The 17,723-nt window shown below is 53.8% G+C and carries 17 protein-coding genes; 2 read left to right on the forward strand and 15 right to left on the reverse strand.

Annotation, left to right across the window (positions count from 1 at the left end):
* Positions 1-252: 252 nt before the first annotated feature.
* Together ACWPM9_RS11910 and ACWPM9_RS11915 are read right to left on the reverse strand one after the other, a co-directional pair.
* On the reverse strand, positions 253-882 hold the full coding sequence (locus ACWPM9_RS11910; RefSeq protein ID WP_484755285.1) for a class I SAM-dependent methyltransferase: 630 nt from the start codon (positions 880-882) through the stop codon (positions 253-255).
* Between the two features lie 125 nt (positions 883-1,007).
* Complete coding sequence (locus ACWPM9_RS11915; protein ID WP_484755286.1) at positions 1,008-2,933, reverse strand: glycosyltransferase family 2 protein; 1,926 nt, start codon at positions 2,931-2,933, stop codon at positions 1,008-1,010.
* A 241-nt stretch (positions 2,934-3,174) separates the two neighbouring features.
* Between ACWPM9_RS11915 and ACWPM9_RS11920 the strand changes: the two genes are divergently transcribed.
* On the forward strand, positions 3,175-4,572 hold the full coding sequence (locus tag ACWPM9_RS11920) for a glycosyltransferase family 2 protein (protein WP_484755287.1): 1,398 nt from the start codon (positions 3,175-3,177) through the stop codon (positions 4,570-4,572).
* Between the two features lie 91 nt (positions 4,573-4,663).
* Here the strand turns inward: ACWPM9_RS11920 and ACWPM9_RS11925 are convergent, their stop codons facing one another.
* From ACWPM9_RS11925 to ACWPM9_RS11955, 7 genes are all read right to left on the reverse strand, one after another.
* Positions 4,664-6,643 carry a BNR-4 repeat-containing protein gene (locus ACWPM9_RS11925; protein ID WP_484755288.1) on the reverse strand — a complete coding sequence of 660 codons (1,980 nt, stop codon included), beginning with the start codon at positions 6,641-6,643 and terminating at the stop codon, positions 4,664-4,666.
* 224 nt (positions 6,644-6,867) lie between these two features.
* Positions 6,868-7,590: a hypothetical protein gene (locus ACWPM9_RS11930; protein WP_484755289.1), complete on the reverse strand. Its 723-nt coding sequence runs from the start codon at positions 7,588-7,590 to the stop codon at positions 6,868-6,870.
* Positions 7,587-8,015 (reverse strand): hypothetical protein, encoded by a 429-nt coding sequence (locus ACWPM9_RS11935; protein ID WP_484755290.1) that lies wholly within the window; start codon positions 8,013-8,015, stop codon positions 7,587-7,589. The genes ACWPM9_RS11930 and ACWPM9_RS11935 overlap by 4 nt, the downstream gene beginning before the upstream one ends.
* Positions 8,015-8,761 carry a lysozyme gene (locus ACWPM9_RS11940; protein ID WP_484755291.1) on the reverse strand — a complete coding sequence of 249 codons (747 nt, stop codon included), beginning with the start codon at positions 8,759-8,761 and terminating at the stop codon, positions 8,015-8,017. Before ACWPM9_RS11940 ends, ACWPM9_RS11935 begins: the two co-directional genes overlap by 1 nt.
* Positions 8,762-8,788: 27 nt before the next feature.
* Positions 8,789-9,943 (reverse strand): phage late control D family protein, encoded by a 1,155-nt coding sequence (locus tag ACWPM9_RS11945; protein ID WP_484755292.1) that lies wholly within the window; start codon positions 9,941-9,943, stop codon positions 8,789-8,791.
* A gap of 4 nt (positions 9,944-9,947) precedes the next feature.
* Positions 9,948-10,160 (reverse strand): tail protein X, encoded by a 213-nt coding sequence (locus ACWPM9_RS11950; RefSeq protein ID WP_484755293.1) that lies wholly within the window; start codon positions 10,158-10,160, stop codon positions 9,948-9,950.
* Between the two features lie 5 nt (positions 10,161-10,165).
* A complete protein-coding gene (locus ACWPM9_RS11955; RefSeq protein WP_484755294.1) occupies positions 10,166-10,603 on the reverse strand; it encodes a phage tail protein in 438 nt (145 codons plus the stop codon).
* 123 nt (positions 10,604-10,726) lie between these two features.
* Here ACWPM9_RS11955 and ACWPM9_RS11960 point away from each other — a divergent pair, with 123 nt between their 5' ends.
* On the forward strand, positions 10,727-12,307 hold the full coding sequence (locus ACWPM9_RS11960) for a putative bifunctional diguanylate cyclase/phosphodiesterase (protein ID WP_484755295.1): 1,581 nt from the start codon (positions 10,727-10,729) through the stop codon (positions 12,305-12,307).
* 238 nt (positions 12,308-12,545) lie between these two features.
* Here the strand turns inward: ACWPM9_RS11960 and ACWPM9_RS11965 are convergent, their stop codons facing one another.
* The 6 genes from ACWPM9_RS11965 to ACWPM9_RS11990 all read right to left on the reverse strand — a co-directional run bounded on the left by ACWPM9_RS11965 (position 12,546) and on the right by ACWPM9_RS11990 (position 17,666).
* Positions 12,546-12,908: a response regulator gene (locus ACWPM9_RS11965; protein WP_484755296.1), complete on the reverse strand. Its 363-nt coding sequence runs from the start codon at positions 12,906-12,908 to the stop codon at positions 12,546-12,548.
* 201 nt (positions 12,909-13,109) lie between these two features.
* A complete protein-coding gene (locus tag ACWPM9_RS11970; protein WP_484755297.1) occupies positions 13,110-14,492 on the reverse strand; it encodes a sensor histidine kinase in 1,383 nt (460 codons plus the stop codon).
* Positions 14,493-14,619: 127 nt separating this feature from the next.
* Positions 14,620-16,725: a phage tail tape measure protein gene (locus ACWPM9_RS11975; protein WP_484755298.1), complete on the reverse strand. Its 2,106-nt coding sequence runs from the start codon at positions 16,723-16,725 to the stop codon at positions 14,620-14,622.
* Positions 16,725-16,853 (reverse strand): hypothetical protein, encoded by a 129-nt coding sequence (locus tag ACWPM9_RS11980; RefSeq protein WP_484755299.1) that lies wholly within the window; start codon positions 16,851-16,853, stop codon positions 16,725-16,727. Before ACWPM9_RS11980 ends, ACWPM9_RS11975 begins: the two co-directional genes overlap by 1 nt.
* On the reverse strand, positions 16,853-17,119 hold the full coding sequence (locus ACWPM9_RS11985; protein WP_484755300.1) for a phage tail assembly protein: 267 nt from the start codon (positions 17,117-17,119) through the stop codon (positions 16,853-16,855). Before ACWPM9_RS11985 ends, ACWPM9_RS11980 begins: the two co-directional genes overlap by 1 nt.
* A 37-nt stretch (positions 17,120-17,156) precedes the next feature.
* On the reverse strand, positions 17,157-17,666 hold the full coding sequence (locus ACWPM9_RS11990; RefSeq protein WP_484755301.1) for a phage major tail tube protein: 510 nt from the start codon (positions 17,664-17,666) through the stop codon (positions 17,157-17,159).
* Positions 17,667-17,723: the final 57 nt, after the last annotated feature.

Raw genomic sequence — 17,723 nt, forward strand, 5'->3', positions numbered from 1 at the left:
CCGCGCGGCTCACATCGCCTGTAGGCGTTCCATCCTCTGCCTTCTTCAACACGCATGCGATCTGCGCTTCAGAAAACCGCGAGGACTTCGTCGAATTCCTATATTCTGCCCAACGCGGATCATAAGCAGAAAACTCAAGTTCGAAATGGCTCAATTGAGTGGGGTACCGTCAGCAAAATTGCCATGCGATGCGCGCAAGAACAAATAGACTATTCTCCTCAATGTGACATCACGAGTGGCCCATCGGATTTCTCACGCAATTTGCGAAGTATCAATAACTCCAATCTCGCGCACAATCCTATTTTCTATCTTTTGTTTCCAGTCGGGAGTATCATCTCGCAGATACACGCTAATAAGACGTTGGTCATGGGTCTTTTTGAACGGTTCCGTTGCGACACACGAGTACGTGGGCTCCCTGCCTGTCCATTCTTTCAGTTTATCTTCAGTAACAGGATCCTGGACATGGCCTTTTGTCTTCCCCTTTGGCCACCCATAAGGCACTGATATAACGACAGTTTTTCCGACCTCAAACAGCCTCTTTGCAAATGGCCCAGGTTCTGGGATGTGCTCTAAAACCTGTAGGCAAGTGCATACATCGTAGATAGTCTCAAATTTATGATCAAGTATATTCGCAGTAATACCCTCGACTTCACCTGAAGAATATGGCGCAACGATATCTATAGATTTCCTCACATTTATCCAATTCCACCATTCAAGGTATGGACAATTTCCAGTACCAACATCGATCAAAGAATTACTATCTCGCGCCAAGACACGAATCATGTAATCAACGTATTTATAATAAATCAAGTCAGACCGCTTGGACCAGTATTTCCCAGATTTATATCCAGCAACCATTTCTTTAGTAGGCGTTGCGATCATTATTTATCTTCACTTTCTATACGTATCACGCACCCGAGAGAAATTCACGCCACGACGAACTCTTATTTTCCGCAACCAGAAAGCGTGCTTTTGCAATTATCTTGCCAGCAAGAGCTCGACGCAAATCAATGCCAGTACTCCTTTTCGACCAATTGATCCCTATCCATCCAATGTCCATGTGCGCCAAACTGATCGGCGACTTTAGCTCTAATTACGCCGGAAACATCAGAGGAACCTAACACAAGAAGCCTCTGAAACTCCAGAGACGGAAACAAATCAAGTTCAGCAACCAACAATTCAGGGCGCACCAAAACGACGGTCGTTATTTTAAGTGCTTCGCCGGCCGCGACCTTTTCAAGTCCTCTTGAGGCCAGAAGAGCGCGCAGTGGACCGGTATCACGTCTAGCAACAGGAGCATAGAAATCAGGATAGTCGAATGCATATATGCCGCGAACGCCCAAAGCGTATAGTTCCGCGATCAACTCCGCTCCGGGAGAATTTTCCACCGAAAAGTCGTCAATAACCAAGACCTCTCCCTGAGGTCTTGCGGTTTGCTCGGACAACATCGTGTGGGGAGGCGGCACGAATGTTTTTGATGAATGAAGGGACATCTCATTTTCGAGCGCAATTTTGTGCCAGAAGTCCATGCTTTCGCGGTACTCGCGACGAACCCCGTGCCTCAGGGTCAGGATGTTTGTTGCGGAAGTTCGCGTCAAAGATGTCGGGATATCGCGGCCAAACGACATGGGACAGCCGCCCAATATACCACGACGTCTCAGGTTCATGTTCTTGGCGCCAACCAACCTGAGAATACGACGTTGCAGTTCGGTGTCGGCCGATATCCGGACACGGGCATCCCAGCCTCCGAGTGACTTCAGATCTTCGATTTTGAACATGCCAGACGAGTGATCCAATTGTGTCAGCTTGTTCGAGGGCCTAGTTTGACCAATGAAAAACATATCAGTGGTCACCCGAACCCAGTCGCAACAATTGAATTCGTATTTAATGCTCCAGTCGAATGCGTCCACCTGCTTCTCGATTTTCTGAGGATGAGCCCAGTCATCAGCATCAAAAACTGTCAACAGAAGCCCGGTAGCCTCTTCCAGTGCCTTATTTCGTGCTGCATAACTGCCTCCGTTACGCTCCTGAAGCAAATAACGAAACCGAGTATCCTCGAGACAGAAAGCTTTGGCGATGGCGGCAGTGTCATCCGTGCTGCAATCATCGACAATCAGCACCTCGATATTCGTCCAGCTCTGTTCGGCCAAGCTCAGGAGCGCAGTCAAAAGCGTGCGGCCGGCATTATAGCACGGCACAACAATCGAAACCTTGACCGCGGGATCAGAGCGGCTTGCGCACGGCGATCCGCGTAAATTGTCCAATGATAGAGGCTGGTCCTTGTTGCGTTTACCGATTTTTGCAACGCCGAATTGCTCATAGATAAGGTTGACTGCGTTCAACATCTCGCTTTCGGCTTGATCAGTGCCACCGAGAATTGGGTCCGACTGCCAAGAATTCGCCAATAGCAAGTAGCGCGAGGAATCAAAATGCGACTTGTGGATCAAAAGCGCCCGCGCCTTTGCCCCCTGTCCGACACGGGACAAAAAATAGGATTCCATTCGGTACTGCCGGTTCTCTTCACGATTGCCGGCATTGATCGATCGCCAGGTGCGCACTTCAACGAGAGCCTTCTGTAAATCGCCCGCTACGGCATACCACCTAGAAAGTGCTATACAGGCGTCACCTCTCTCCCCAGGTGAGAGCTTCTCGTTATCCCTGATTTCTTGAAGCTTCTTCAAAGATAGCTCTGAGAAGCCGCCCCAAAGCGTTGCCTCATACGTCCTGACTAATTTCGACTGCGGCCGCTCCCGTAGCTGCAAGGCTACCAGCGCCTTGCGGTAAAGTCGTCTTGACAAAACTGTGCTTCGCTTGAGTACAAACTTCAAAAGCCCAATATCAGGCTTTGAAGCTGGAAGACGGATAACTCCCAGGCTTCCGACCTGTTGCTCGAAGCCTCGATTGTCGGCCCGCACTACGGTCGTCTCGGTCATTTTATTCATACACGCAGCCTACACGCCTTCCGATTAACAACGCAGAGAAACTAACATAGCAAGGCGTCACTAATACCAGTAATCCGACATATCAACAATTTATCACGACGCCAACTTTGCCTTTCGTTTAAATATGACTAGGCTGGCCGCGAATTGTCTGCCGAGCCTTAACCTCCCCCGGGGAATTCCGTTGGGACGGCAATTCTGCGTTTTTCTATCAGATCTTATGAGCGACAGTTGAATGGCATTTACCACAGGGTTCAAATTCGAGGTATTGTTGCGAACAGGGAATTATGTCGCGGCGATTGCCGAGATGCAGCGCAACGCCCCCGCTCTCGCCTCGCGATGCGTTTGGGCCTACTATCGGCTTGGTTGCTACGCGTCGGTCATCGAAGCCGCAAGAAGGCCTTCCTGCTCGCAAGAAGCCATGGCAATTGGTGTGTCATTGGCGGCTTGCGGCTTTATCGAGAAGGGCAGTCAACTGCTGCTAGATGCCGCGGACAGTGGATTGTTACGTGGCAGCGCACTGGAAGCGGCGGCAATCAGTATCGCCCAGTACAATCCAGACACTGCACTTTCCCTCATCTCAAAATGCGCCCGACCCAACGCTATTCTAAAAGCATCAATTTTATTGGCCACCAATCGTCCGGATATGGCATCGGCGCTCTTAGATGAGGCTCCACCTAAAAACAATATAGGTCTAAGCGCCGAAAAGCAGCTTATACTAGCAAATTTGAGCGACGATCAGGCTTTGAAAAACCAATTTCTAAACAGTTTTTTTTCCGCCCACGCCTTGGCTCCGGTGGAACGCGCCAACAACAACAAACCTATATCCGCTAGCAATATCCGCACAGCTATCCGACCTGGCTCTGTACGGGGGCCGCTCGTCTCTGTCATTGTGCCGGCGTACAACACTGAAACTAGGATCAAAGCCGCAATTGAGTCGCTTCTGGCGCAGACATACCGGGACATTGAAATCATCGTCTCCGACGACTGCAGCTCCGACAACACGCGCTCGATAGTCAGTGAACTGTCCGCGGCTGATATGCGGGTCAATTTAATTGCACTAAAAGAGAATAGTGGGCCGTATGCAGCGCGCAATGCGGCTCTGAAGATCTGCAAAGGTGAATTTGTAACATGCCATGATTCTGATGACTGGGCACATCCAAGCAAAATTGAGCAGCAAGTCATTCCGTTGTTGAAATCAAAACGTTTGATGTTCACGACTTCTCAGTGGGTCCGCCTACAGGATGACGGCATGTTTTACGCCCGCCAAGTCTACCCACTCACGCGTCTAAACCCTGCGTCGCCACTTATGCGCCGGGCGGTAGCCATTGAAAGGCTCGGCTTCTATGAAAGTGTTCGCTCCGGGGCGGATAGCGAGTATTTGGCGCGAATGCGATTAGAATTCGGCAAAGGGTCAGGAAAACGTATTTCAAAACCCCTTTCTCTAGGGGCACACAGGCCTGGATCATTGATGACCGATGCCATTACCGGCACTGGCAGAGGCGCACCGATGAACCCGGAACGCTTGGATTATTGGGAAAGATGGAACCATCGGCACATCAGATGCGTCGCAGAATGCAACCCACTTTACACGCCAATGGATGCAGCACACGAACTCGCCACGGCCACCTGAGCTCTGAATTGCAAGCTCCTGCTTGTATAGGTCAGAATACGCGATCATCTGTGCATTCATCTTGAAACTAAAGGAGCGCCGCTAAGCCCGGCTAGAATAGGTCGTTGCTGGCCGTCCCAGGACACAACATGATCGCCGTGTCATACTTGAAGAAGTCTCTATACGTCCCACGCATCCAAGCAATTAGTGGCGTTTTCTGATGCCAAACAAATACAGGACGAATGTCTAACTGCCCCTCTGGCGGCTCCGTTAATTGTTTCCACCCTTCTGCTTTATCAAGACTTTTGCGAAATAATTTATATGTCCCGAGCGGAACACCGCTCTCCGGGTCGACATTGCAAGAGATGACGATATCGTTCAGGTCTCGCGGGTTTATGCACGCAAGGCCTGTAAACTCACGAAACTCATCCGTGAAGCACGTTCCTGCGAACGCGATCTGTGTCGTCTTCCAGTTCGCCCCATCCCATCGCGCATAAAAATATCGCTGGTCTCGACCTCCTTCCCCCCCCTTTTCATGACCACATGCAGGCCCCCCGTCGACCTTAACACTGAAGACCGTAGCTATCGTTCCATTCGAGCCTAACTGCGTGTCGCATGGAAATGCGGTTTTGTCCTTATCCCCTTCAAATATCAATGTGAGTTCTTCGGGCGAAACAGATTTCTGCCAAAAACCAGACAGCCTCTTGCCGTCGGACCGATACACCTTCCCTCGCATGAAAACGCCGTGGTATAGACTGGTAGCATAAGCCGCAGGATGATCTTCAGTGCATATGATATGAACTTTATTCCCGGGCCCCTGTCTATATTGAACATACGGACGCCCGCCACCCTTCTTTCCAGTCGATTTCGCTTTCGAACCATCGGCGCTCCAGCGAAGGATTCGGCCCCCACATTGAAAACTCTTCCCCGCATCGCTCGACATCAAGAAGTTCGGGTTCCAGCCTTCTCCTCTGTGAAAAAGGTAGATCGCTTCTCCCATTTTAATGAGATTGCAATAAGTAATGCGAGCGTCCAGCTTGATGGAATATGCGGACGCGACATATGGTTTGCCTTTGGAAACGCGAATTCTGCGAACGAATATCTCGTGCCCGTTATGCTCGCTGAAAGCGGCTATCAACTCTCTTTCTCCCGTTTTCAGCAAAGACGGCGTGTTGTGATCATTGATACGCAGGCCAGACATCAGGACCACATCATCAGTTTTGCCATTAGTTGGATTAAAGAAAGTAACGCAAATGCTGCCGGAACCAACATCGAGGCCCCCACCGCCCCTAACTGTTGCAATCGCCAGCCGATCACCGATCGAGACCAAGCGTCGGTCCTGAAACCAACACCAACCACCAGCCTTGACGCCAACAAGCGCCTTACGCGATTTCAACAACCCCTGCTTTCTCTGATAGGCAAACCAAGGGATATATTGCGCCAAGTGATCAAGCCAAAGGGGCAACGTTTTCTGGGCGTTGCTATGATGATCCGTCGCTTTGCGAGGCAGAAATTCGCGCCGTAAGCCACCCTGTTCATCGACCATTTGGCTGTCGATACGGGACACCGACGTTTTCGGAACATTGCGAAAAGAAACTTCCAAAAGATCTGCGAATGCTATCGTTCTGGCGATACGTTGTTTTGCGCTCGTGTCAATCCGACCTTCTAAAGAAAGCATTTGTTCAACGGTCAACTCCGCATGTTCTGCAGTCACTTTCGAGAAAAGATCGTCGGGTATAGGTGATGGCTGTGGAGCCAAAATGGATATGTGGCTAACGTGCTCAAATCCAGCAAGTATCTGCACAAACTCTACATATATGCGAACCCTTTCCCTCATGAATTCATCGAGAGAAAAATCTGGCTTGAGCGCCTCTCGGTAGATGGAAAAATCCAAGTCCACCTGCCCGAACATGAGATAGATTGATTTTTCGGGTGACGTCGCCGCCAAATTCCTGATTGTCACAGCATGAAGTGTCTTCGAGCTCTCGTTCCTAAGACCTTTTATCGATGCGCCAGAGAAGCTAGTAAAAGACAAATTCCCCCACGCATTGCCCGGCTTGAACTGGCGGGAGTGGGAATCTCCGAAAAACATATGTAGCAAACGCTACCCCTTTCCAGTCCCCCGACGAGGAATGCATCCTAAGTTTTGCCAGCACATCGGAACTTTCAAAACTTATTTCGGAGCGCTGACTGAATATTCGCTTGACTGCCTTCTTTAGCAGAAAGTCAGACAACCATCTTCTACGTTTAGAATATCCATTAAAATCAAGCTACCGCAAGCGAAAGGTTTGGACGGAAAATACTGTATTGTAGGAGCTAGCCACCCCGCTGTGCCGCTTCGATCCGCTGCAAGATCTCCTTGATCACCTTGATGTCCCCAGAAGATTGCGACATCTGCGCCTGCAGTTCCTTGATGGATTGCGCGACATTCGCTGAAGATTGCTCAACCACCGTCAGGCGATAGGTCATGTTCTCCGATTGCGAGGTCAGTTTGCGAACATCGGCCTCTATCCCGCGAAACCGCTCTTCGGTCCGGGCATCACCGACCTTCAGTTCCCTGAGCCGCTCCTTATGATAACTCTCATGGCCATTCCTCCATGAAATCAGATCGTTCACATCGCGCTGAGTGTTCACCCACACCGTAACGCCACCTATGAGCATCACAGCCAGCGTTACCAACTGGATGATAGTGTTCAGATTCCATTTGAAGTCGCGGTCGCGTTTCGGAAATTGCATAGGTCTGTTCTCGGTCATCCAGCGTGAAGCCCCCTCGGCATATCGGTCTGCTGATTGAAGTCTGTTGCGGCGAGGTTCATTCGCCTTTGACGGTGAGCCCCGCCCAGCGCTGCTCATTAAACGTGTAGCATCGTTGCTTGCTTTCATTGGCGCGATCGAGCGCTTTGCGCTCCCGATCCAGCACTGTGCGCGCTTCATCACCCATTCTGATCGACGCATGGGGCTGATCTTCACGGCACTCTTGCGGCTGCTCAGATCGTTGCGGCGTGACCGCATTGCTGCCGACCGTTCGGGCGGCGTCATTCAGCCGGTCGATCAGGCTGGGAGAGCAGGAAGTCAAGATCGTCACGATCAAGGCGGCACTGACGCTTTGCCATGGAAATACGTATTTCATAGGCCATTCGCTCCTTTTCTCTGGCGTCTTCGCTGGCCTTGGCCAGCCGTTCATCGGCATCGCGCCGGCGGCGATATTCCTCGAACGCCTGCGCGGTCGCATTGCGCTGTCGTTCCATTTCTTCAAGCGATGATTTTGCGGCCTGAAGCTCGAAGCTAGAGACGGTGCTTTCCGTCGCAGAATCGACAGCATTGGCCACACGACCGTTGATCACCTGCCCCACCAGCGGCAGGCTTACGCCTTCATAGGCAACGATCAGCACCAAGGCCGAAACTGCCATCCCGGTCAGCAGCGCTGCCGGGATCTTGATGATGTCGGAGAGATTGGAAAACATCACAGGCCCTGCATGCACAAGGCACGCTCACGCGTGCGGCGCGACACCAGCCCCCGGATCACCCGGCCACCCGCCTTGTTCCACCATGTCAAAGCTTGGCAGCCACCGGCAATGTCACCACCATTCAGGCGGCGCGTGGCAGAGCTTTTCCCGATCGCACCAATCCCGCAATTGAAGGCCAGCGACGTGTAGGCGGTGTCCCGTTCTGGCGTCAGGCGATAATTGATCGTGGCCGGGACAAAATAGCGGTGCAGTTTGGTGCGATACTCAGCCACCTCGGAGCGCAGAAGGGCGCGGCACTGCGGGCGCGTCATCTTCATGCCGAGCTTCACGCCCCGCGTGGAGCCGGAGCAGATGGTGGGCACACCGACAATGTCGAGATAGGCTTCAAGCCGCTCGCCCTCTTCCTGCGCAATAAAGGGAACCGCCACATTGAGCGTGGCTTCCTCGCTTGGCGCGCCTGCGCGAACCGTGCCTGCTAGCAATAATGCCAGCAAGAAGATGACGACGCCGACACCAGCGATCCGCAGCCATTCTCGCCACTTCGACATGCCTTGCTCATAGAGACGTCCGCCAATGCCAGCGAGCAGAAGCAGAACGCCCAGCCACCAGCTTAAAACAGGGTCGGAATCCTCACCCGTCCAATAGAACCGGACCTCAGGTAAGATGAGAACGACAAGGCCGGCCACTTGCATCCAGAAGCTTAAAGAAAGCGCAACAACGCGCCGCCAGTTATTGACGATCATATCCTTTTCCTTTTTTGAAGTTGCGCCTCAGTTGGCGTCGGTCGATCCGTATCTGCGCCCTGCAGTCCAGAGCGTGGGTGTCGCCGGCGTTCCCGCCGGAGAATTGGGGGCAATGCTGTCGCTTGACGCATCTGAGCTTTCGCCCGCTGCGCCGTCAGAATCTGTTGCGCCGGCCTTTGCCGACTTGCCGTCATAGAGCTTGGCCGAGATCTGCGAGTGCAGGCCCTGCTGCTTGCTGAAGGAATGCACCACCTGGTCGATCACGTAGGGCACGCCATCAAGGCCCGGCCTCACATTCTCAAATAAGAGTGGAGCACCCGCACAGATCGCCGGATCTCCGACCACGGTGACGGACGATGCCCCCTCGCCGCGCTTGAGATCCTTGGCCTTGGCTTGTGCTGCCTCATCTGCCTCTGTCACGCTGGAGAAAGGTTCAGGAATGCGATAGACGCTATCGCCGTCCGCATCGGCATCCGCATCGATCTCGCGACGCTCTGCCTGCTCTCCATCCTGATAATAGGCAACGACCTTGCTGTATCGCGTTCGGTCATTGGCCTCGAACGAGCATGAGCCCTTGATGATGCGATCCGGCGTGATGACGACTGTGCCGAGAAAGCTGCCCCCGGCAGAATTGCCGCTGCCCTTTCTGGCAAAGACCAGGCGTCCACCCTTGATCGAGAACAGCGCATTGTTGCGCTCTGCCAGACGGCGGGCAAAGTGGATATTGCTTTCGTCCTGCTGACCAATCCACGGATAGCGGATCGAGGCGAGCGCCGGATCAACCGCCGGCGTCAGTCCGCTCTCCCTGGCGATCGTGCCCAGGATCTGCCCGAGCGTCTGATCGTCAAAATGCCGTTCCTGCCTTTCCTTCAGCTTGCCGGCGCGAAGATCCGCAGACTTGCCGGAAATCGACATGGTGTATGGCAGGCATTTGCAGGCGACCTTGTCGACGGTGTAGCGACCGACCATAGGAAGGCCGAAACCCTCATATCCCATCTCAAGAGTGATCACCGCACCCTTGCGCGGGATCGCCAGAAAGTCCGGCGGTCCGTCATTCATATCGATGTCGATCGTATCCGCACTCTCGCCATCCTTGTCCGTCACACTGACAGAAATCAGCCGCTCATAGAAAGCGCCTGCCACAGGTTTGCCGTCGACGGATAGTTTCACATAGGGCTTCATGGGCTTAGTCCCACAGGCTGACGAGATTGCGCTGCGGCGTGTCCTCGATCAGAACCGGCATGATGATCACGGTTCCGACAGGCAACACCGGCCCAAGTCCGGCAAGGCCCGGATTGGCGGCCAGCACGGCTTCCGTCACATCGCGTGTGCGGCCATAGGTCTGCAGGCAGGCAAGATCGACAGTCTCGCCCGCGCGGGTCTGATAGGTCGTGGTCATAAAAGTCACCGGAAAATGGAGATTACCGAGCTTAAAACGCCGGCAGATCGCCCGTAACGCTTCAGCATGATGGCATAGGCATTGCGCATGGGAATGCCGGCAGCCGTATGGAGGCTTCGATCCTCATCGACAGATTGAACGGTGAAGGAGCCATGGATCACGCCTTGGGCACCACTTCCAGACACCAGCATCAGCGCCAGTCCGGCATTGGCAGCCGCAATAATACCGTCCAGCGAGCCCATGCCGCCATACTCCACCGGAAACAGCACACCCCGGATCGTCACCTCTTCCGAGGTCGGACCCGTCCATTGCTGCTGGTTCAGCCCCTGCACGACTTCCTGATCGGCCCACGGCGTATTGATCCGTCGTGTCAGTGCATCATAGCCGAAGCCACGAGCCTCGAATGCAAAAGCGCCAAGCGCCATGGCGACTGGTCCGGACATCGGGATTCCTTGAAATCTTTTGGAGGATTTTTCGCGACCGATAAGGATACAGCTTAACTGTTTTTTTAAGCAGAAATCCTAATGTTGCTAATGTAGTTGAAAGTTGCGGACAGGCCAAATTTTATGAACCGACAGCCACAATCGTTATCAGCAAGAGCAAAACTAGACGCCATTGTTTTAGGGATTTTATTCCTGGCGGTATTCTTGTTCCTGAGCTGGGTTGATGCCTTTGAGTATGTTGTTCGCGTCATGGAAAGACATGAAGACTGGCAACTTGATGAGTTCATTATGGCGGTTTCGCTTTTGGGATTCAGCGGCTTCATTTTTTCGCTAAGGCGCTACCTCGACGCCAAGGGCGAACTCGCCAAACGCGAAGTTGCGGAAGCCAGTGTGAGTTGGCTCTCCCACTATGATCCATTGACCGAACTGCCAAATAGGCGGTTGCTAAACGAGTTCGTACGTAAATTTGATTTAGCGGAGAAGCAAAACTCCACAGGCGATAAGTACGTTGTTTATTCGCTGGACCTTGATGGCTTCAAAAAAGTGAATGACTTGCATGGACATCTGGCGGGGGATCAGTTGCTCAAAACTGTATCAAACCGACTGACGTCCTTTTTTCCCGATGATCTCGTTGTCAGGCTGGCCGGCGACGAATTTGTCGTGATTGCCAGACACAAAGACGGCGCTGTTGCCAGCCAAGTCGCGCTTGAATTGGCAAGCACACTCACAGAGCCCATTTTTATCGACGGCAAGTTTACAGAAGTGGGGACATCCATTGGCGTTGTTCTCTATCCTTCGCAGGTTTCGACATTGGAAGAAGCTCTTCAGTGTGGCGACATCGCAATGTATGACGCGAAAAAAAGCGCTTCCAAGCAGGTTTCCATTTTTCGCGAAGAGCTGAGAGACATCGCGAAAGCAAAAGCAACATTCGAACGCCAGCTGCGATATGCTCTGTCGGTCGACGCAATCGTCCCTTTCTATCAACCATTGGTCGATCTGAAGACAGGCGATGTTTACGGTTTTGAAGTTCTCGCTCGATGGCATTTGCCGACCGGCGAAGAGGTCTCGCCGTCTGTTTTTATTCCTTTGGCGGAAGATGCAGGCCTTATCTCAGAGCTGTCAGAAAAACTGCTCCGAAAAGCATGTCTCGAAGCGGTGAGCTGGCCACAGCATATTCGACTTTCCTTCAATCTATCGCCGACACAATTATCTGATGGTTTGATTGCTCTGCGCATCGTCAATATTTTGAACGAAACAGGCTTCTCACCAACAAGGCTTGAGATCGAAATCACCGAAAGTGCAATCATTGGTGATACTGAAACAGCGGTTCTCATCCTTGATGAGTTGCAAAATCTCGGTATTAAGATCGCACTCGACGATTTCGGGACAGGTTATTCCAGCCTGTCACAAATGTCGAAATTCAAATTTGATCGACTTAAAATTGACCAGAGCTTCGTGCGGGAATTTGAAACCGATGATAGGCAAAACAGCATCGTCAAAGCCATCATCGCTCTAGGCCACGGGCTGAGCATTGCGACAACTGCGGAAGGAATTGAAGAAGTCAGTCAACTCGCAGCTTTAAAAACGTTAGGCTGCGATGCAGGTCAAGGTTACTTACTAGGTCGGCCCATGCCTGCTGAATTAGCGCTTCGAGCGCTTTCGTCAGCATCGCCGCAGAAAGCGAAAGGTGCTTTTAGTGGCTAAGCCGCGCATTCCATCTCGATGGATGAACCGTGCCGAGTTGTTGTCATTAAAGTATCTTGGGTCTCAGTTTTCACCAGTCGCATGCTCTTCACTGAGATCACTGAGGCTAAATGCTAATCGCTGCAGCTAGCGTCCACCACCGACTTGGTGGCCCCACCAATCTTGCTCATCACCTCGTTTGCGACCGCCGCACCACTTTCCGTCGCGATCCTGCATTTTGCCATGAACTGTGCGCTTTTCACGCGCTCATTTCGAGAAGCGCATTGGCTACCTCTTCAGAGCTATAGGGCTTTCCAAAAAAGCGGCTTCCGTTTGGCATCTGGGATGACTTCACCTGACGATGACCTGACGTGACGATGATCTTGATGGGCGGCCAACGATCTCGGACAGTGGCGGCGAGCCCCAGGCCGTTCATACTGCCAGGCATATCAATATCCGTGAAAAGGGCCGCGACAGTCTGGTTCTCTTGCAAGATTGTTAGCGCTTCATTTGCGTTTGCGGCTTCAAGAACGTCCATGCCGCGTTGTTCAAGATCACAAGCGATATCCATTCTCAATAAGGGCTCGTCTTCAACGACAAGGACAACCAGTGGCGATTTCATGGTTAGGACCAATCTTAATGTGCAGCCTCCGGAATGAAGCGGCTTGAGGCTAAACAGAAAGCGCCTCATAAGTGTTCCCTTAAATATTATTATTCGTCAGGGATACAACTTCCCTAGGGGGCTGCGTCCCGGACCGCATCAATATCGAGGAACCCTGCCCCGGACGCTGGCATGCCGTAAGCGATACATAATTACGCCTCATCAGACATTGTCGTCAGGTACGTGCAGCTGTCCATGCAGCTCAAATTGAACGCCTGCCGTTTCGAATTTCAGTTCCGCTTCACCATAAAAAGCCGGCGCGACCATCCGCTCGATCAGGCGAGAACCGAAGCCAACCCGCGTTGGGGTCGTTACTGCGGGGCCACCAGATTCCGACCAGGTGAAGGTAAACTCCGATTTCGGCCCGATCTGCCACCCGATCGCGACAGTACCGCTTTCCATCGACAGAGCGCCGTATTTCACGGCATTGGTCGCCAGCTCGTGCAACGCCAAGGAAAGAGCGACCGTTTGCGAGGGTTCGATCGCAACGGCTGGACCCTCGACTGAAAATTGTTGATCGGTATTGCAATGAGGCGCAATGGCCGCGCGGACAACCGTCTCCAAATCCGCTGCGACCGAGTGCTTTTCCAGAAAAACATCCTGTGCCCGTCCCAGCGCAGAAATCCGGCTAAAAATCGCAGCCCCGGCGGCATCCAAGGTTTCCGCGTGGCGCATCGACTGGGACACGATGGACTGCACCAATGTCAATGTGTTTCGGATGCGGTGCGCCAGTTCTCGTGTCAGATCCTCGCGTTGTTGTTCCAGCAGCTTGGTCTTGGTAATATCCTGTACCAATGCGTACCAGCCCTGCATGCCGCCGCCCTTCGCTTCGCGAGGGACATATTCAACATGCACGTATCGAGGCTCGGCATTCTCGTACGGCATCAGTTGCTCGAACTGAAGCCGCTCCCCTGCAAGCACACGTTCTATCTGGGGCCGCACGGCGCTATAGGCAGCCTCCCCCACGATGCTGCGGATGGTTTGCCCCTGGATCTCCTCACGCGTCTTGGGAAACCAGTCCTCATAAATCTTGTTGTTGAACTGGTACCGCTCGTCAGCATCGATATAGGATACGAGAACGGGCAAGGCGTCAGCCAGAGTTCGCAATTCGTCTTCACTGCGCTTGGCTCTGGCGACTGCTTCCACGTGGTCGGTGACCTCATGGCCGGTGACGAATACACCTTCAATCCCTCCGTGGTCATCCGTGATTGGCTGACACACCACATCAACATAGCGTTGGTAGCCGTCGCCCTCCAGTGCCACTGCCATACTACGGGCTTCAAACACCTCTCCCGACCGGTACACTTTATCCAGTGCCTGAAAGAAGGCTTCATTTGTCGAATGGGAAAAAGCACTCTTGATCTTCACCCCGACAAGCTGACGCCCGCCGAGAAACTGCGTGTATGCATCATTGGCATATTCAACAACGTGGTCCGGCCCAGCCAATATGCCCACGAAACCCGGCATCTTTTTAAGCAGGGTTTTCAGTTTTGTATCGGTATTAACAGGGGAATTTGTTCGCGCAGGAATGTTTGTCTCACTCATAGAATCGGTTCGTCCGGACACTCGAATGCGTTTTGAAATCGTCAACCACAGATGCACATCGTTAAAACATTTGTCGGGGTAGATGTCACTAGCGGTGTGGCTGTCAATGAGTTTGTCGCACCTCCCCCTAATCGCTATAACTCGCCTCCACCGCTGACTTGGTCGAGCCCCCGATTCTGCTCATCACCTGATCGGCGACAGCCTCAGCACTGGACGCCTCATTGATCACGAAGTGATTGGTGACCCTCACCTCCGGCGGCTGCCGATTGGTAACCCGCACATCCTGCACACCCTGAGGCGCATTGGCAGCCCGCAGACTATCCGCGGTAATCGGTTTGTCGGTCCCATTGGATGCGCCGCCCTCACCCGCTCCAGCCTTGGTTTCAACGCCCATATGCTTGCGGAAGCTGAAGCCCGGATCGGCAGCATCCCCGATGAAGAAGCTCTTCAGCCATTGCAGGTTCTGCTGTGTGTGCTGGTTCTGTTTTTCCCGGCGTTCCGGATCGCTCTCGATCTTCTTTTTGCCAGCGGTGATGATGGCCCCGGTTGCCCATAGCCCGGCAAGTCCGGCCCCCAGTGTGCGCATCAAAGCAAAGATACCGGAGCCGGCCGCTTTGGTGGCCGCACCAGCTGCCCCGCTTCCAGCAGCACCGGCCGTCGCAGCCCCTGCTGCACCACCAGCACCCAGGATCCCGCCAAGCCCCTTCACCACCTTCAGTGCTCCAACAATCGTCGAGGCTCCCGACAGGAAGAACAGAGCCGCGGCAAGTTTTCTGACGGCGCCTGCGACCAGCATGATCCCGATCGACCACTTCAGCGCCTCGAAGCCATAAGGGGCGAGATCCCCGAAGAACTGCGCAATCGGATTGTCCTGAAGGGCGGCATTCAATTCACGAACGGATGCACCCCAGCTTTTGAACTCCATGAAGATCCGCCCGAGACGATCGGCAGCACCTGAGCCATCGACCTTGCCGAAGAACAGATCGCCCAGCTCGTTCATCATCTCGCGCATGCCGCCATTCATGCCGAGCCCGTTCATGAAGCCCTGCATGGCGGTCTGGATCTCATCGAAGATGCTGACGCGTTCGTCCAGCGTGTCGAGGACATCGCCAATACCCAGCGCCATGTCCTTGATGGGACCGAGCATGCTGTCGCCGAAGCCCCGGAACACGTCGGCGAACTTGTTCTTGAGGATCTTCAGGACATTGGACGTGGTGTCAGCCCGGATGACATATTCCTGGAAGGCGGAGCCGGCATAATTGGCTTCCTTGCCCACCAGGTTCAGTTGCCGGCGCAACTCACTGGAATTGTTGATGAGCGGCATCAAGGCACGGGCTTCATCACCGAACAGGGCACCGGCAATCGAGATCCGCTCCCATTCCGGCAATTCCTGAATCCGTTCAATCACATCGATGGTTGTCTTCAACGCATCCTTCTGCATGCTCTTGGCCGTCTTCACGGCATCGAGCTTCAATCGACCGAGCGCCTGGCTTTGCGATTTGGTTGCGCGATCGCCCATGGTGAGCGCCCGGCCCATATTGCGGAACGAGGTTGCAGCAACTTCCGCTTCAGCCCCGCTTGCAATCATGGCACCGCCAAAGGCCAGACCCTGCTGGGCGGTAAAGCCGAACATCTGGCCGGTTGCTGCCACCCGCTTGGAATAGGCAAGCAGCCTTGCCGCATTGGCCGGCGAGTTGTTTGACAAATGATTGAGGCTGTCGGCAAAGAGACCGACCTCGCTCACGCTCAAATGCAGCTGGTTGCGGATTTCGGCGAGCGCCTGTCCTGTCTCGGCGACCGGGATATCCCAGGCGGTTGCGACCTTCGCCACCATTTCCGAGAACTTCGAGATCTCCTGTATCGGGATATTGGCCTGCCCTGCCGCTGCATAGATCTCGGCAATGCCGGTCGCTGCAATCGGCAGTTCCTTCGACATGCCGATGATCTGCCGGCGGATATTGCCGAGCTGCTCGTCAGAACCATTCAGCACCTTTTTCACATCGGCAAAGGCATCCTCAAACGCCATGGCCGATCCGGCCGTCGCATCAAAACCCTTGGTGACACCGAGATAGGCACCACCAAAGGCCACCACCTGCCCCACCATCCCACGCAGTGGATTGGCAAAGGCCATCTGCTGGCGCTTGAACTGGCCAAACACCGCGTTGATCCGACGGGCCTTGGCGGTCACGTCATCGATCAGGCTCATGCGCAGCGTGCTTTGCAACGTCGCCATCAGTTCAAATCCTTCAGGAGCTTTTGCAGGTCTTGGGCGCCTTCAAAATGAAAGAGCAGTTTGGCAGGGCACCAGTGCTCGATCACATCGAGCGAAGTGGAGGCAAAGCGGGCCACGACGTGGGCCATCAGGCGCCAGTCGTGGCCTCCTCGTTTCCCATCATGGCGCCCACTTGGCTCATGATGCGTTTCAGGTCACGGGCAGTCACCTGCTTGAAGGCTGGAAGCGGCACGTCGCACATGGCAGCAAGGGTTGCGCAGGTGGACGAGATCTCGTCTTCAAAACGGCCCGCCATCATCAGGTCGCCAACATTGGCTTCGCGGAAGGTGAGCGACTTGATCGAAGTGCCATCCTGGTCAATGGCACTGTTGAGGGTCACGGTTTTCGTGGTCATGGATAGAGCTCCAATGTGTTCAGGGAAAGAATGGCGATCAGAGCAGCAGCGCCGTGCGGATATCGGCATATTGCGACACGCCACCCACCTTGAAGTCGAAGTCGTCGACCTCGTAGATCGGCTCGCCATCGATCTCGAGCTTGTAGTAATTGACGTCGACGGCGTAGTCGTTCTCGGCCATGTCTCCGCCCTTCCATGTGCCGGCACTGGGCTTGTAGACCTTGCCGCGAATGGACATCACGGCCGAATGCACCTCGCCATCTTCGTCGACGAGCGCACCGGTGATCATGAAGGGTGTTTCCACGCCCGGACGGATGCCGAACAGTTTCAATACCTGCGGATCAAAGCCCGGCATCTTGAAGGAGAATTCCAGCGCTTCGTAGCCCATATGGACCTGGCGCGGCTTGATCATGCCGGCATTGCGCATGGCATCGCGCTTCTGTTCGGGCACAGGTGGCGTGATATCGCCAATCTGGCCAAGCTTGTTTTCGCGATCGATGAACAACATGCAATCGCGCAGGATGAAGGACGGCAGGGTCTTTGCCATGGGGTTTCTCCAGTGGAGTTAAGTCAGATGTCGGGAGGATTGTTGAGGCCGCCAGCC

It is taken from the genome of Agrobacterium sp. H141 (assembly GCF_057158725.1).